This is a genomic window from Chryseobacterium sp. AG363, assembly GCF_003610675.1.
GTDB lineage: Bacteria > Bacteroidota > Bacteroidia > Flavobacteriales > Weeksellaceae > Chryseobacterium > Chryseobacterium cucumeris.
The window spans coordinates 90,617-106,387 of the sequence record NZ_RAQF01000009.1; the positions used below are offsets into that span (position 1 = coordinate 90,617).

Annotated in this window: 12 protein-coding genes; 7 read left to right on the plus strand and 5 right to left on the minus strand. The window is 37.2% G+C overall.

Annotated features, from left to right (window positions below):
* Positions 1 to 15 precede the first annotated feature (15 nt).
* The 4 genes from DEU39_RS24010 to DEU39_RS24025 all read right to left on the minus strand — a co-directional run bounded on the left by DEU39_RS24010 (position 16) and on the right by DEU39_RS24025 (position 4,563).
* Positions 16 to 903, minus strand: a complete 888-nt coding sequence (locus tag DEU39_RS24010; protein ID WP_228436901.1) for a DUF2589 domain-containing protein — start codon at positions 901 to 903, stop codon at positions 16 to 18.
* A gap of 166 nt (positions 904 to 1,069) precedes the next feature.
* Entirely contained in the window at positions 1,070 to 3,010 is a 1,941-nt protein-coding gene (locus DEU39_RS24015) for a M1 family metallopeptidase (RefSeq protein WP_120233631.1), read from the minus strand.
* A gap of 84 nt (positions 3,011 to 3,094) precedes the next feature.
* Positions 3,095 to 3,976 carry an SDR family oxidoreductase gene (locus DEU39_RS24020; RefSeq protein WP_062672250.1) on the minus strand — a complete coding sequence of 294 codons (882 nt, stop codon included), beginning with the start codon at positions 3,974 to 3,976 and terminating at the stop codon, positions 3,095 to 3,097.
* Between the two features lie 176 nt (positions 3,977 to 4,152).
* Complete coding sequence (locus DEU39_RS24025; protein WP_062672251.1) at positions 4,153 to 4,563, minus strand: DUF1573 domain-containing protein; 411 nt, start codon at positions 4,561 to 4,563, stop codon at positions 4,153 to 4,155.
* 159 nt (positions 4,564 to 4,722) lie between these two features.
* Here DEU39_RS24025 and DEU39_RS24030 point away from each other — a divergent pair, with 159 nt between their 5' ends.
* The 3 genes from DEU39_RS24030 (at position 4,723) to DEU39_RS24040 (ending at position 9,047) form a co-directional block, all read left to right on the plus strand.
* Positions 4,723 to 5,976, plus strand: a complete 1,254-nt coding sequence (locus DEU39_RS24030) for a sensor histidine kinase (protein WP_120233632.1) — start codon at positions 4,723 to 4,725, stop codon at positions 5,974 to 5,976.
* A 12-nt stretch (positions 5,977 to 5,988) separates the two neighbouring features.
* Positions 5,989 to 6,672: a response regulator transcription factor gene (locus DEU39_RS24035; RefSeq protein ID WP_120233633.1), complete on the plus strand. Its 684-nt coding sequence runs from the start codon at positions 5,989 to 5,991 to the stop codon at positions 6,670 to 6,672.
* 77 nt (positions 6,673 to 6,749) lie between these two features.
* Complete coding sequence (locus tag DEU39_RS24040; protein ID WP_120233634.1) at positions 6,750 to 9,047, plus strand: GH92 family glycosyl hydrolase; 2,298 nt, start codon at positions 6,750 to 6,752, stop codon at positions 9,045 to 9,047.
* 160 nt (positions 9,048 to 9,207) lie between these two features.
* On the opposite strand, the gene DEU39_RS24045 is transcribed toward DEU39_RS24040, so the two are convergent.
* Positions 9,208 to 10,545 carry a dihydroorotase gene (locus DEU39_RS24045; protein WP_120233635.1) on the minus strand — a complete coding sequence of 446 codons (1,338 nt, stop codon included), beginning with the start codon at positions 10,543 to 10,545 and terminating at the stop codon, positions 9,208 to 9,210.
* 100 nt (positions 10,546 to 10,645) lie between these two features.
* Between DEU39_RS24045 and DEU39_RS24050 the strand changes: the two genes are divergently transcribed.
* From DEU39_RS24050 to DEU39_RS24065, 4 genes are all read left to right on the plus strand, one after another.
* Positions 10,646 to 12,073, plus strand: a complete 1,428-nt coding sequence (locus DEU39_RS24050) for an oligosaccharide flippase family protein (RefSeq protein WP_228432465.1) — start codon at positions 10,646 to 10,648, stop codon at positions 12,071 to 12,073.
* A gap of 153 nt (positions 12,074 to 12,226) precedes the next feature.
* A complete protein-coding gene (locus DEU39_RS24055) occupies positions 12,227 to 13,243 on the plus strand; it encodes a sugar phosphate nucleotidyltransferase (protein ID WP_062672261.1) in 1,017 nt (338 codons plus the stop codon).
* A 103-nt stretch (positions 13,244 to 13,346) separates the two neighbouring features.
* Positions 13,347 to 14,192, plus strand: coding sequence for a DUF4292 domain-containing protein (locus tag DEU39_RS24060; protein WP_120233637.1), 846 nt, complete (start codon positions 13,347 to 13,349; stop codon positions 14,190 to 14,192).
* Positions 14,189 to 15,751 (plus strand): peptidoglycan DD-metalloendopeptidase family protein, encoded by a 1,563-nt coding sequence (locus tag DEU39_RS24065; protein WP_120233638.1) that lies wholly within the window; start codon positions 14,189 to 14,191, stop codon positions 15,749 to 15,751. The genes DEU39_RS24060 and DEU39_RS24065 overlap by 4 nt, the downstream gene beginning before the upstream one ends.
* Positions 15,752 to 15,771 lie beyond the last annotated feature (20 nt).

A 15,771-nucleotide genomic window follows, 5' to 3' on the forward strand; every position in this document is an offset into this window, starting at 1 on the left:
CTTTCGTAAAATCTTTTATTGTGAAAGAAGTCCAAGCACTTTTTCAAGCCCTGCAGGCATTTCGTCATTGGTGGCACGCACTTTTACCCCAAGAGAATATTCTTTTTCCACTTTGATTCCTGTACTGGAAGTTCTCTTATAGGATACGTCCACTTTGAATTTCACAGGTCCCCATCCACCGGATACTCCGGCATTGATCCCGAATTCATCACTTACGTCTTTTGTGTATGTAGAATTAAGTTTAACATTAAAGTCTACTTCACAGGTCTCAATTCTGAAGCTCGGAACATTCAGCAATGCAATAAAAGGTACTGAAATTTCCACGTCGTTCGGAATCGTTTTTGGGTTACTAGCACTTACCGGCTCATCTTCTTTAAAATCGGGATTCGGAATATTTTTTTTGTACTTGAATTCTGCCATTCTCAGTTTTTTAGTACTGGCAGCATTGGCCGGATCTGTAAGCTCGAACCCGACTTCGTTGATGAAATTAACGGTGGCAATAGAGGCATTGGACTGCGCTTTTACACAAGCATCCAAAGGTCCGCCAATAATAGTCGCAAAGTCGATGCTTCCCAATTCTGCTGCAAAATCTGCATTGGCAGCATCTGAAGTTCTGAAGATCTCTTCATCGGCAGACATTCTACCGGCAATCAGTTTCATGATCTCAGAAGAGGCACCGGAAAAAGATTTTTCCCACTTTTCATCATAATTCTTTTTGAACTCGTCTACGATGGCTAATAATTCTTTATTCGTCAATGAACTCAGTTCTGAGGTTTCAATTCCTGACACTTTTTCATAGACTGCCGGAGTCAGTACTTTTTCTACTCCCGATAAAAGGTCGATTAACTCATTTTTAGTTTTTTTGGCGTGGCTTGCTTCAAGCACCGATTTTAATGTTTCCATGTTTTTTGTTTTGATTAATATTGTGGGACAAAATTATATCACTGACTACCAAAACATTGTAGGGAAACCCCTCTACTTATCCCGGAAAAACACCCTAAAAATAAAAAGCCTGAACTTACTGTTGTAAGTTCAGGCTTTTATACTGCACAATTTTATCTTATATGAACTATGCAGGTCTTCTACTATTATTTTCCAGATTGACATCCGGAACAACAGAATTCGGATCCAGTTTCACCTCATCAATTTCCTTGCTGGATTCTACCTTGAATGTCCATTCAGTATTTCTTTTCCAAACTTCAACAGGAATTTTTACCATCTGTGTTGTTCCGTCTTTGAATTTGATTTGTACGGTTGTAGGCATTGGCAGCTGGCCAATATTTTCAACCGTAATCTGAACGCCGTTTTTAAAGTTTCCGTTTACATATTGTACGTTCTTAACCGCCTGATCAATTTTCCATTTATTAAAGAACCATCCTCTCCAGAACCAGTTCAGTTCTTCTCCGGAAACGTTTTCCATCGTATGGAAGAAATCCCATGGCGTCGGATGTTTGAATGCCCAACGGTCAATATAGGTTCTGAATGCTTTGTCAAATTTTTCAGGACCCAAAATTGTTTCTCTTAAAACTTCCAATCCTGTTCCCGGCTTATAGTAAGCCAATGCTCCGATACTTCTTTCTTTCATATTATCCGGACCTACCATTACAGGCTCCAGGCTGTCGGTTAGCAGATACGTTCCTGATCTTGCTAGATTCGGTTTACGGTAATATTCTCCTTTATTGAAAGCTTCCGTTGAAAGCCCGTTAATGAATGTATTGAACCCTTCATCCATCCATGCAAAAAGTCTTTCATTAGATCCAACGATCATAGGAAACCAGTTGTGTCCGAACTCATGGTCTGTAACCCCCCAAAGATCTTCTCCTTTGGAATCCATATGGCAGAAAACAATTCCCGGATATTCCATTCCACCTTCATTTCCAGCTACATTGGTGGCAGCCGGATAGGTATATTCATACCATTTTTTTGAATAATGTTCTATAGCTGCTTTAGTATACTCTGTAGATCTTCCCCACGCTTTATCACCAGCACTCTCCGCAGGATAAGCTGAAATAGCCAAAGATTTCTTTCCACTGGGTAAATTTATTTTTGCAGCATCTAAAATAAATCCGGCAGATGATGCCCATGCAAAATCTCTTGTCTGATTAATTTTAAATTTCCAGGTCTTTGTTCCTGAAGTTTTATTTTTACCGATTTCAGACTCAGGGCGGATCATTACTGTTTTATCACTGTTTCTCGCCTCGTTCCATCTGCTGATCTCTTCTTTGCTATAAACCTCTTTTTCATTCAGAAGTTCTCCGGATGCTACGACATAATGACTGGCAGGAACAGTAATATTGGCTGTGATATTTCCATATTCTAAATAAAACTCCGAAGCACCAAGGTAAGGAAGCGTATTCCATCCCATGACATCATCATATACGCACATTCTCGGATACCACTGTGCGATGGTAAATATTTTACCGTTTTTAGTATCCTGAACTCCCATTCTGTCTGAACCATACTCAGGAGAAATAAAAGAATATTCTATTTCTATCTTTGCCACACCTCCATTGGCTTTCAGCTCTTTGGGAAGATCAATCTGCATCCTTGTATCGGTAATGGTGTATTTTACATCTTTCTTACCATCCAGTTTAACTGATTTAATGGTATATCCACCGTTAAATTCTTCACCATGAGCTCCGTTTCTGCTCCCGGATAGCGGCACTACACCATTTCCTCTGGAATCTTTTGCAAACAGATTCTGATCCAGCTGCAGCCAGAGAAAACCTAATTTATCAGGACTGTTGTTGGTATAGGTAATCTGCGCTGTACCGGTAATTTCTTTTTTATCTTCATTCAGGCTGACGTTCAAATGATAATCTGCTGAATTCTGCCAGTAAGCATGTCCCGGCTGTCCGCTTGCAGAACGGGTAGCTGTACCTGTCTGCGGATAAAAGAACGGCTTAAATGCTTCTACATAATCATATTTCGGAGTCTGCTGTGCATATGCAGATCCTGAAAAGAGGACAACTGCAAGCGTCGAAACAAGGGTTGGAAGTTTAAATTTCATTTGAAAAAGTATTATTTAGTGTATAGGTAAAAAAAAATCCCGGATTTGTTACATATCCGGGAACTTTTTTAATATAAGTTTAATTTAATTTGACTTTTTTGCTTTAATCATGGCTTCCAAAGCATCCCACATTTCACGAGGAATCGCCTCAAGCATATTAAATTCTCCAGCTCCCTGAAGCCATTCTCCACCATCAATGGTTACCACTTCCCCATTCATATACGCTGAATAATCGGAAACCAGATAAGCCGCAAGGTTGGCAAGCTCCTGATGTTCCCCCACTCTTCTCAACGGAACTTTTTTCTTCATATCAAATTTCTCCTGCAGATCTCCCGGAAGAAGTCTGTCCCAAGCTCCTTTGGTTGGGAAAGGTCCTGGTGCAATGGCATTGAAACGGATTCCATATTTTGCCCATTCTACAGCCAGTGATCTGGTCATCGCCAGAACTCCTGCTTTTGCACAGGCTGATGGCACTACATAGGCAGAACCTGTCCATGCATAAGTGGTTACGATATTCAGTACTGTTCCCGGAGTTTTAGAATCGATCCAGTGTTTTCCTACTGAAAGGGTACAGTTTTTTGTTCCTTTTAAAACAATATCAAGGATAGAGTCAAACGCAGAGTGAGTCAGTTTTTCTGTGGGAGAGATAAAGTTTCCCGCAGCATTATTCAATAAAATATCAATCTTTCCGAATTCTTTCAGAGTTGCTTCTTTCATGGCTTCCACCTCATCCCAGTTTCTTACATCACAAGCTACACAAAGCACTTTCCCTCCTGTTTCCTCTTCCAGTTCCTTGGCTGTTCCCTGTAATTTTTCCAGGTTTCTGGAAGTAATCACTACTTTGGCACCCAGTTCAAGAAAGTATTTGGTCATTGCTTTTCCAAGGCCGCTTCCGCCTCCTGTTACAATCGCTACTTTATCTTTTAGTGCACCTTCGCGCAGCATAGGTTGTGTATATAGACTCATAAAATATTTTTTCTTAAAAATACTAAATATTGAAATGCAATCCTTTAAAATGGGTTGATAAATAATGCTACAAATAATTGTTCCTTATATTATTCTTAAATATAGATCAACTATTTAAAAAGAAAATAGCCTGATAATAATTACCCGGCTATTTTTTCATTTGTTAAAACAATATATTAAGAAGCTACCACTCCTTTGAAAGAAAGTGTCTTAGGAGTTTTGCTGTCACTAGTAGTAACGTTTACAGTCTTCATAAATGGTCCTACCGCTGCTGCGTTATAGCTGGCTTCTACAAATCCTTTTTTCCCTGGCTGGATAGGTGTTTTTGTATAATCTGCAGTGGTACATCCGCAAGAAGGAGCTACATTCTGGATAATGATTGGTTTTGAACTTGTATTCGTAAATTCAAATCTGATCAATTTCGGTTTTCCCTGAGGAATATTTCCTACATCGATAGATTCTGATTTCCATTTAATAGCATCTGCTACCATTTTCACAATGGATGGAGCGTCTGCAGTAAGTACATTAGCATAAAAAGGAGAGAATGCCAACACTGCCAAAAGAGCTGTAATTTTTAGTTTTTTCATGAGTATAAATTTTAATATTTGAAACTGATTATTTTCTTTCGATATAGCAAATGTAAAGCAGACTGTGATTACAACTTGTTAACCGCTATCTAACATTTGTTAACGAGTTGTTAATAATAAAAGATAAATAGATATTTTTGGATAATATTGTTTCAGGAAATGAAAATAAAAAGACTCAATATTATTATAACGCTGGGATTCATTGCTATTATCGGAATTTTAATAGCACAGCTGATGTGGACCCGGCAGGCTTATAATCTTGAAGACAAAAAATTTAACCAGAAAGTCAATATTGCTTTAATGGAGGTCGCAGAAAAACTTTCCGGAGGAAAGACATCCTATACTGAAAATCCCGTACAGAATATTGCCAATGATTATTATGTGGTTAATATCAACAATGAATTTCACCCCGTAGTTCTTGAATATTATCTGAAAACAGAGTTTACCCGCTTCCAGATCAACACAGATTATGTGTATGCATTATACAATTGCCACAGCGATAAAATGATCTATGGAAAATACATGACCTCTCATCAGGAAAGTCCCGGCAGCAAGGTGATCAATTTTCCGAAGCATAAAAATCTGATCTATTACTTTTCCATACGCTTCCCGGACAAAACTACTTACCTGATCAGTTCATTACGGTTCTGGTATCTGCTTACATTTGCTCTTATTATCATACTTCTGGTATATGTGTATTCTATCTATACCATTATTCAGCAGAAAAAGTTCTCGGAACTGCAGCGTGATTTTATCAATAATATGACTCATGAGTTTAAAACACCTTTATCCTCCATCCTGTTAGCATCAGAAGCGCTTAATAAACAGGAACTGGTACAGGATAATTCCAAACTGCAGACCTATACATCCATTATCATCAATCAAAGCCACAAGCTCAATAGCCACATTGAGAAAATTTTGAATATTGCGAAGAACGATGCAGCCGGACTATCATTAAAACCTCAAAAAATCCTGTTACAACCTTTTATTCAAGAGATTGCAGATAATATACAGCACAAAAATAAAGATCTCAGCATCGAAATCAATATTGAAAACAGTACTTCGGTAATGGCAGATGAATTTCACTTTACCAACATCATTTATAACCTGTTGGATAACTCCATTAAGTATTGTGAAATAAAACCTGTCATTAAAATTTCAGCTCACAAAGATTCAAAAGGATTATATTTAAAGTTTAAAGACAACGGAATGGGAATTCCCGCTAAAAATATTCCTCATATTTTTGAAAAATTTTATCGGGTACATACCAAAAGAAGTGAAGAAGTGAATGGTTTTGGTCTTGGATTATTTTATGTAAAAAAAGTAGTTCAGCAGCATCACTGGAAAATTTTTGTAGAAAATAATGAAGATAAAGGAATTACTACAACGCTCTTCTTCCCGTTTTCAAATTAATCTTGTGTAAGTATGGAGAAATCTAAAATTTTATATGCCGAAGATGACAAAACAATAGCTTTTCTGGTGGAAGACAGTTTGGAAAGTTATTATGATATCAGCTGTTATTCTGATGGAGAATCTGCGTTGGAAGCATTTAACAGCCAGGATTTTGATATCTGCCTTCTGGATATTATGATGCCTGGCATGAACGGATTTGAGGTGGCACAGCGAATCCGCAGTAAAAATGCTGAGGTTCCGATTATTTTTATCTCTGCAAAAGCATTAAAAGAGGACAGAATCAAAGGGCTTAAAATTGGAGCTGATGATTATCTGGTAAAACCATTCAGTATTGAAGAACTGATGTTGAAAATCGAGGTCTTCCTTAAACGTACTAAGAAAACAGATACTACTCCCTTACAATATAAGGTGGGAAAATATAATTTTGATCCTAAAAACTATACCCTTAAAGGGCTAGAGAACAGCATTACTCTTACCCAGAGAGAATCAGATCTCCTCTTATATTTTATCCGCCATAAAAATCTGGTGGTTAAAAGACAGGAAATTCTGAAGGCCATCTGGGGAGATGATGATTATTTTATGGGACGAAGCCTTGATGTATTTATTTCCCGATTAAGAAAAGTACTGGCTGAAGAGCAAAATGTTTTAATAGAAAACCTCCACGGAATAGGTTTCCGATTTTCTGAAAAAGAATAAATAGCCCTTAACTACTTTAAAAACACAACAGAAAATGATGATTTTAATTAATTTTAAACTTTGAAAAATTGTCATTAATGAAAAATCACAAGTCTATTGTTTTTCTTTCTCTAGCATTTTTAAGTGCAAACTTTCATGCCCAAAAATTTGAAAAATTAATACAATATGTCAATCCTCTGATCGGAAGTGAAAAGATGGGACATACTTATCCGGGAGCCACCGTTCCTTTTGGTGCCATACAGTTAAGCCCTGAAACAGACACCATTTCCTATGAACTCAACGGAAAGTATAATGGCGAGGTGTATAAATACTGTGCCGGCTACCGATATGAAGATAAAACCATTGTAGGTTTCAGTTCTACCCATTTCAGCGGAACAGGACATTCTGATCTGGGAGATTTTCTGGTGATGCCTACCATAGGAAAACTTCAGTTGAATCCGGGAACAGCTTCCCATCCGGAAAGTGGCTACAGAAGCAGATTTTCACACCAGAACGAAACAGCAGAAGCCGGATATTATAAAGTAAAACTGGATGATCACAATATCCTTGCAGAACTGACTGCCACACCAAGAGTAGGAATTCATCGCTATACTTTCCCGAAATCTGACCAGGCTCATATTATTCTTGATCTGATGGCTGGTATTTATAATTATGACGGGAAAAATGTATGGACATACGTTCGGGTAGAAAAAGGAAATACCATCACAGGTTATCGGCAGACCAATGGCTGGGCAAGGACCAGAACCGTTTATTTCGCCATGAAGTTTTCAAAACCTTTTAAAGCTTACGGTCAGCAAAACTATGATGAAAAGCAGGTTTACAGAGGATTCTGGAGAAAATTCGACCAAAATCAGAATTTCCCGGAGATTGCAGGAAAGAACCTGAAAATGTATTTTGATTTTGATACCAATGAAAATGAAGCGATTGAAGTAAAACTGGCCATTTCTCCTGTAAGCCAGATCAATGCTTTGGAAAACCTCGAAAAAGAAGCCGGAAATATAACCTTCGATCAGGCTAAAACTCAAGCCCAGGACAATTGGAATAAGGAATTAAATAAAATTGTCATCAAAGGTTCTGATACGGAAAAAACCAACTTCTATACAGCAATGTATCATACCTTCATTAATCCTACCACTTATATGGACGTCAATGGAGAATATAAAGGGCTGGATCAGAATGTTCATAAAGCAGATGGCTTTACCAATTATACAACCTTCTCTCTGTGGGATACCTACCGCACACTACATCCATTCTTTAATATCATCCAGCCTAAACGGAATGGTGACATGGTAAAATCTATGATGGCTCATTATAGTCAGTTTTCAATGAAAATGCTGCCCATCTGGTCACATTATGCAAACGACAACTGGTGTATGAGCGGATACCACAGTGTAAGTGTAGTAGCTGATGCCATTATTAAAGGAAATTATAAAGGTGATCCTGAAGAAGCATTGAAAGCTTGCATAGAAACTGCTAATAAAAGAAATTATGAAGGCATCGGACAATACATTGATCTTGGATATATTCCTGCTGAAAAGAACGGAACTTCAGTTTCCAATACATTAGAATATGCCTATGACGACTGGGCGATTGCTCAACTGGCAAAGTATTTAAACAAAACAGAAATTTATAATCAGTTTATCAAACGATCTGAAAACTGGAAAAATAATTTTGACAAAACCATCGGGTTTATGCGTCCACGTCTGGCAGATGGAAGCTTTAAGAAAGATTTTGATGTGCTAAGTACTCATGGGCAAGGTTTTATTGAAGGTAACTCGTGGAACTACAGTTTCTTTGTCCCGCAAAATCCCGATGAACTGATTACGATGATGGGTGGAAAGAAGAAATTTGCATCCAAACTGGACGAACTGTTCACCATGCATTTACCTGATGAATTCTTTGCAGACACTGAAGATATTACAAGGGAAGGAATTATCGGTGGATATGTTCACGGAAACGAACCTGCTCACCATGTTGCCTATTTTTATAACTGGGCCGGACAGCCATGGAAAGCACAGGCACAGATCCGCAGTATTCTGGAAATGCAGTACAAAGCAACACCGGATGGCCTGGGTGGAAATGATGACGCCGGGCAAATGAGTGCATGGTATATTTTAAGTTCATTAGGTTTTTATCCTGTAGCTCCTGGATCAGAGAACTATTCTATCGGAAGCCCGGCGATTGATCACGCTGTACTGAATCTGGAAAATGGAAAAACCTTTGAAATTGAAGCAATCAACCAAAGTCCGGAAAATGTGTATGTTCAGAAAGTTCTTTTGAATGGAAAAGAGATTAAAAACTTTACATTAAAACATTCTGAGATTATGAATGGAGGAAAACTTACTTTTTACATGGGGAATAAAGCGAAAAGGTAAGATATTCTCGAAGATTGCGCGGATGAGCGGGTTTAAAAATCTGCGTAATCTCCTACATCTATGAGAATTAAGAATAGGTTTTGGCTGAAGCCAATGTGGGAGATCTAAAATAAAAAGAGCGGGCTAAAGCCCGCTCCTATTGAATTATAATACTTACTGATTAATCTCTAGGTTCAAAAAGCAATCGCTCTCCAAATTTCTCTTCTGCAATTGTACCATTGTCATACACCAAATGACCATTGACAAAAGTATGGGTAACTTTAGAGTGAAAATTCATCCCTTCTAATGGACTCCAGCCACATTTGTACAGTAAATTGTCTTTGGAAACCGTCCAGTCCTGGTTTAAATCTACTAAAACAAGATCCGCTTTATACCCTTCTCTCACAAAACCTCTTTTTTCAACTTTGAAAAGGATTGCCGGATTATGAGCCATCTTTTCAACAATTTTCTCAAGAGATATTTTACCGTTTTTATAGTTTTCAAGCATTACAATCAATGAATGCTGTACCAAAGGTGCACCAGAAGGACATTTTGTGTATACGTTATTCTTCTCTTCTGCCGTATGCGGAGCGTGATCTGTAGCAATCACGTCTATTCTGTCGTCCAGTAATGCTTCCCAAAGAGCATCTTTATCTTTCTGGGTTTTTACAGCAGGATTCCATTTGATGAGGCCACCTCTTGTTTCATAATCCTCGTTGGTAAATGTAAGATGGTGAACACATACCTCAGCAGTAATTTTTTTATCTTTTAAAGGAATATCATTTCGGAAAAGCTCCATTTCCTTTGCTGTTGAAAGATGGAAAACATGAAGTCTCGCTCCTGTTTTTTTTGCAAGCTCAATGGCTTTGGATGAAGACTTATAACACGCTTCTTCACTTCTGATCAAATGATGGAATTTTACAGGAATATCATCCCCATACTCATCCATATATTTCTGTGTATTGGCTTTGATGGTAGCTTCATCTTCACAGTGCACAGCAATCAGCATTTTAGTATTACTGAAAATATTTTCCAGCGTTTCCGGATTATCCACAAGCATATTTCCTGTAGACGAACCTAAAAACAACTTGATTCCCGGAACATTTCTAGGGTTTGTTTTCAAAACTTCCTCCAGATTATCATTCGTTCCACCCATCATAAAACCGTAATTGGCATATGCTTTTTGGGAAGCGATCTCATACTTGTCTGCTAATAATTCATGGGTTACTGCATTGGGAACAGTATTTGGCTGATCGATAAAACTCGTTATTCCTCCAGCTATGGCAGACCTTGATTCGCTTTCAATGTCTCCTTTATGAGTAAGTCCCGGCTCACGGAAATGCACCTGATCATCTATTACTCCGGGAAGAAGATACTTTCCTGAGCCATCAATAATCTGATCTGCATCTTCAGAAATGCCGGCAGCTATTTTAGCAATCAAATCATTTTCTATCAGGATATCACTTTCAAAGACTTTTCCTTCGTTAACGATATTTACGTTTTTTATAAGAACTTTCATTTCAATTTATTTCGCTGTAAAATTAAGATTTTAAGTTTTAATTCACCCCAAAATCGCAAAACGAATGCTTAAAGTTTTACATTTGCAAAAAAATTCGGCTTTGTACAAGAAACTATTAGGACAGACCATCATCTACGGAGTAGGAGCAATAGCGCCAAGAATCATTCTATTCATCCTTAATCCACTTTTGATCTATAAGATTCCCAATGAAGGTTTTGCGATTTTCACTCAACTTTATGCGTGGATTTCATTTGTTAATATTATCCTTTCTTTTGGTTTTGAAACAGCCTATTTCAGATTTTCAGCAGAAGAGGATAACGAGAAAAAAACGTTCAACACTTCGTTTTGGTTTTTATTTTCAACCTCTACCATTTTCCTGGTATTGTGTTATTTATTCAATCAGCCTATTGCAGATTATGCGGGATACCACGATAACCCTGAATACATCAGATGGTTTGCTATGATTGCCTTTTTTGACAATTTATTGGTGATCCCTTTTGCATGGCTTCGTTTCCACAATAAACCCATCAAATATTCTGCAGTAAGAGTTGTTCAGGCTATATTTCAAGCTGTTTTTACAGCCGCATTATTCTTCTGGATTCCGGAAAACATATCAAGAAGTATGGGGCTGGATCAAAATGTAGATTATCCGTTCTTCAGTAATCTGGCTGGAAGTGCCTTAGGCTTTTTATTATTACTTCCCATTATATTAAAGGTAAGATTTCAGTTTGTCACTTCATTGTTCGGGCGTATGATCAAATACTCCTTCCCACTGATGCTGGCAGGCCTTGCTTTTATGGTAAATGAAAATTTTGATAAATCCATACAGAGAAATCATATTTCAGACGAAGAAGCAGGCGCTTATGGAGGATGCTATAAACTTGCTGTACTGATGACATTATTTGTTACCGCATACAGAATGGGTATTGAGCCATTCTTTTTTAAACAGATGGATAAAGGTGATGCTAAAAAGACTTATGCCAACGTAGCAGAATACTTTGCCTTTTTTGCATGTGCCGTTGCTTTAGGGATCATTGCCAATATATCCTGGCTGAAAGCCGTTTTTATTCCTAATAAATCCTATTGGATCGCGATAGATATCATTCCGATTATCGTCATTGCCAATCTTTGCTTCGGAATCTATTATAACTTTTCAACCTGGTATAAAGTAACGGACAGAACCAGTATGGGAACTGTTATTTCATGGCTTGGGGCAGGGATCAATATAGGACTTAATCTTCTTGCTTTAAATTACTATCACAGCATGATGGGTTCCGCATGGGCTACTTTTGGAGCTTATATAATTATGATGATTGTTTCTTACCTTTTAGGTCAAAAATATTATCCTATTCCTTACAGAATGAAGAAAATGTCTTTCTTTATGATACTGCTTGGGGTTTTTAGTTTCATCATTGTAAAATATCTCAACTATAATATTCTAGCGAGTAATCTCCTCTTTTTCATCTTTACCGGAATTTTGATTTATTCTGAGAAAAACCTGATTTTATCGAGAATCAGAAAGAATTAAACTTTGGTCTTTATTTTGCTTGTACACCAACCTATTGTTAATTTAAACAATTATTTAAAAAGATATAAATCATACTTCGTTAAAGGTTTTAATTATTATCTTTAACCTAAATATTAAAAACAACTAATAAAACATCTTTTATACATATAATTTATGAAAATTATTGTCCCTATGGCTGGACGTGGTTCCAGATTACGTCCACATACACTGACAGTTCCAAAACCTCTTATACCTATTGCTGGAAAACCTATTGTACAGAGATTGGTAGAAGATATTGCTAAAGTTGCAGGAGAAAATATTGAAGAGGTAGCTTTTATCATCGGAGATTTTGGTCCTGAGATCGAAAGATCCCTTATTCAGATTGCTGAAAAGCTGGGAGCAAAGGGAAGCATTTATTATCAGAACGATCCTCTTGGTACAGCTCATGCGATCAAGTGTGCTGAGCAGTCTATGCAGGGAGATATCGTTATTGCTTTTGCAGATACTCTTTTCCGTGCAGACTTCCAACTGGATAAAAATTCTGATGGTGTAATCTGGGTGAAAAGTGTTGAAGACCCATCTGCTTTCGGAGTAGTAAAATTGGATAACTACGGCTTTATTACCGACTTTGTAGAAAAACCTAAGACTTACGTTTCTGATCTTGCTATCATTGGTATTTATTATTTCAACAGCGCTGAAAAGCTAATGGAAGAAATCAATTATATCATGGATAATGATATTAAAAATGGTGGTGAATATCAATTGACAACTGCTCTTGAAAACCTTAGAGCTAAAGGCGCTAAGTTTACCCTTGGAAAAGTAAATGACTGGATGGATTGTGGTAACAAAAATGCTACCGTAGAAACCAACAGCAAAATTCTTGAATATGAAAGAGAGGAAATGACACATTTTCCTGCTTCTGCTGTGATTGAAAACTCCCTGATCATTCAACCATGCTTTATTGGAGAAAATGTAAAAATATCCAATTCAAAAGTAGGACCTGGTGTTTCATTAGGAAACAATACCATCATTGTCAATTCAAATATTGAAAATTCCCTGATCCAGGAAAATACAAGAATCAACCATGGAAATCTATCCAATTCTATGATCGGTAATTCTGCACAATATTTCGGGGTTTCCAGAGAAATTTCTTTAGGTGATTATTCTGTTTTAGATTTTCTATCTAAATAAGAATAAAAATATTTAACTTAAACAACACATCATCAAGCCACACAAAACATTTTGTGTGGTTTGGCGTTAATATTGCAACGTATTTTTAATTAAAGATAAATACATGAAAAATTGGATCCCTTTTCTTTTATTCCTTCTTACCTTATCATCATGTAAGACCCGTAATGCTGCTCAAAGCGATACTGATCATACACGGGACAGCATCAATACTACAAAAGATAATGGAGATCCAAAAGACGTAAATGAACCGGTAAGCGACAAATTTACTTTCTATGAACATGTATTAATTCCACCAAAATTCGAGCAGATCAAAATAGACAGTAAAATAAAGGTAGAAACAGGAAGCTATGTCCCTACCCTCGATGCAACCATCTATATTGAAAATGATAAAAAGGTATGGATGAATCTCAGAGCCTTGTTCATTAATGCAGCCAGAGGTATTGCAACTCCGGAAGGGATAAAAGGACAGGACAAGATCAATAAAACCTTTATAGATTCTGATTTTGATTATCTTAATAATCTGCTGAATGTTAACTTCATTGATTATAAATCTCTGGAAAAAATCTTAATGGGAAGAACTTTTGTAAAAATAAATGACAAACATTTTACGCTGACCCAAAATGCACAAGGATTCAAAATGGTTTCTAACGTCAATCAGAAAATTGTGACGGATGAAAAAAACAGAGAATATAAAATAGCCCTTCAGTACGATACCAATTATGATTTATTGAATGTCAATTTAAAAGATATTCTGTCTTCGGACGAGCTCGATATTTCTTACAGCGACTGGAATGAATACGAAGGCGTCCGTCTTCCGAAAAATGTTAAAATAATTATAAAAGGCTCAAAATCTAGTCAGATTTTAATGGAAAATACGAAATTTGACTTTTCGAGGATGGAAACACCTTATTCTGTACCATCCAGTTATAAGAAAATTGAGATTAAATGATTAAAAAATTTAGCTTTTTAATAGGTGTTTTGATGTTCGGACTGCACCAGGGACAGCAGACCAAAGAACAGCTGCAAAAGCAGAATGCCGAACTTAAAAAACAAATTGCACAAATAAATACCGATTTAGCCAAAACCAGAAGTGAATCTAAACTTTCCGTAGCCTACCTTTCCAATGTCAACCAAAAATTGGTTTTAAGAGAAAAGGTTTATAACAACACGCAGAAAGAAAAAAGGTTTATTGAAGATGACATCTATTTACGTCAGCTGGAAATTAACCGTCAGAATAAAGAACTGGCTGTTTTAAGAAAAAACTATGCTGAAGTTTTGGTGAATGCTTATAAAAACAAAGGTGTACAGAACAAAGTAACGTTTATACTTTCTGCTAAAAATTTAGGAGAAGCTATACGAAGAGTTCAATATCTGAAACAATACTCAGACTATCAGGATAAAAAAGCAGCTGAAATTACAGATGCCGCTAATCTCATCAAAAAAACCATCGCTCAGAAACAAAACTCTGTAAAAGCGAAGGAAAATCTATTGATAAACCAACAAAAAGACCTGGCAACCATCAATGCTGAAAGAGCTCAAAAAGAACAATTAGTAGCCGAATTCAAGAAAAATGAATCCAAATTAACAGCTGAACTGAAGCAAAAACAAGTTCAGTCTAAAGCATTGGAAGGACAGATCAGAGCTATTATTGCAGAAGAGATCAGAATTGCCAAAGCGGAAGAAGAAGCCAGGAAAAAAGCGGAAGCCGAAAAAATACGTTTAGCAAAACTAGCTGCTGAAAGAGAAAAAGCAAGAATCGAAGCCGAAGCTAAAGCAAGAGCTGAAGCCCTTGAAAGAGAAAGAAGACTGGCAGAAGCAGAAGCTAAGAGAGCCGCAGAACTTGCAGCAAAAAGAGCTGAAGAAGAGAGGAAACGTAATGAAGAAGCAGCAAAGGCAGAAGCCAATGCAAGAGATGAAGCCAGAAGAGTAGCTGCTAAAAAGGCCTCTGATGAAGCCAATGCAAGAGCTAAAGAAGCTGCTGATAAATTGACCGCAGCAAGAGCAGCAGAAGCAGCTCTTACGAAAAGAAAAGAAGAAGAGAAAAAAGCAGCTGAGACTAAAGCTATGACAAGCTACGGAGTTTCCACCGCTACTGGGAACAGTTTTGCAGATAGCAGAGGAAGACTTGGTTATCCTGCAGACAGAGCCGGACAAATTACCCACCGTTTCGGAAGACAGCCACACCCGGTTTTCAAAAATATTACTGAAGAAAATAACGGGATTAAAATTTCCGTTCCTTCAGGTACACGTGCAAAATCAGTGTTCCCGGGATCGGTATCTTCGGTTCTTGCCAATAATGACGGAACAAAGACTGTAATCATTAAACACGGTAGTTATTTTACCATTTATTCCAACTTAGGAAATGTAAGTGTTTCCAAAGGACAGCAGGTTTCCTCAGGAACTCCGGTAGGTACAATAGCTCAGGATTTTGATGGTGCTTATACCCTTGATTTCCAAGTATGGAACGGAAGTACACCAGTTGATCCATTAGGTTGGATTTCATATTAAAAAAAGTGTAACTTTGCAAA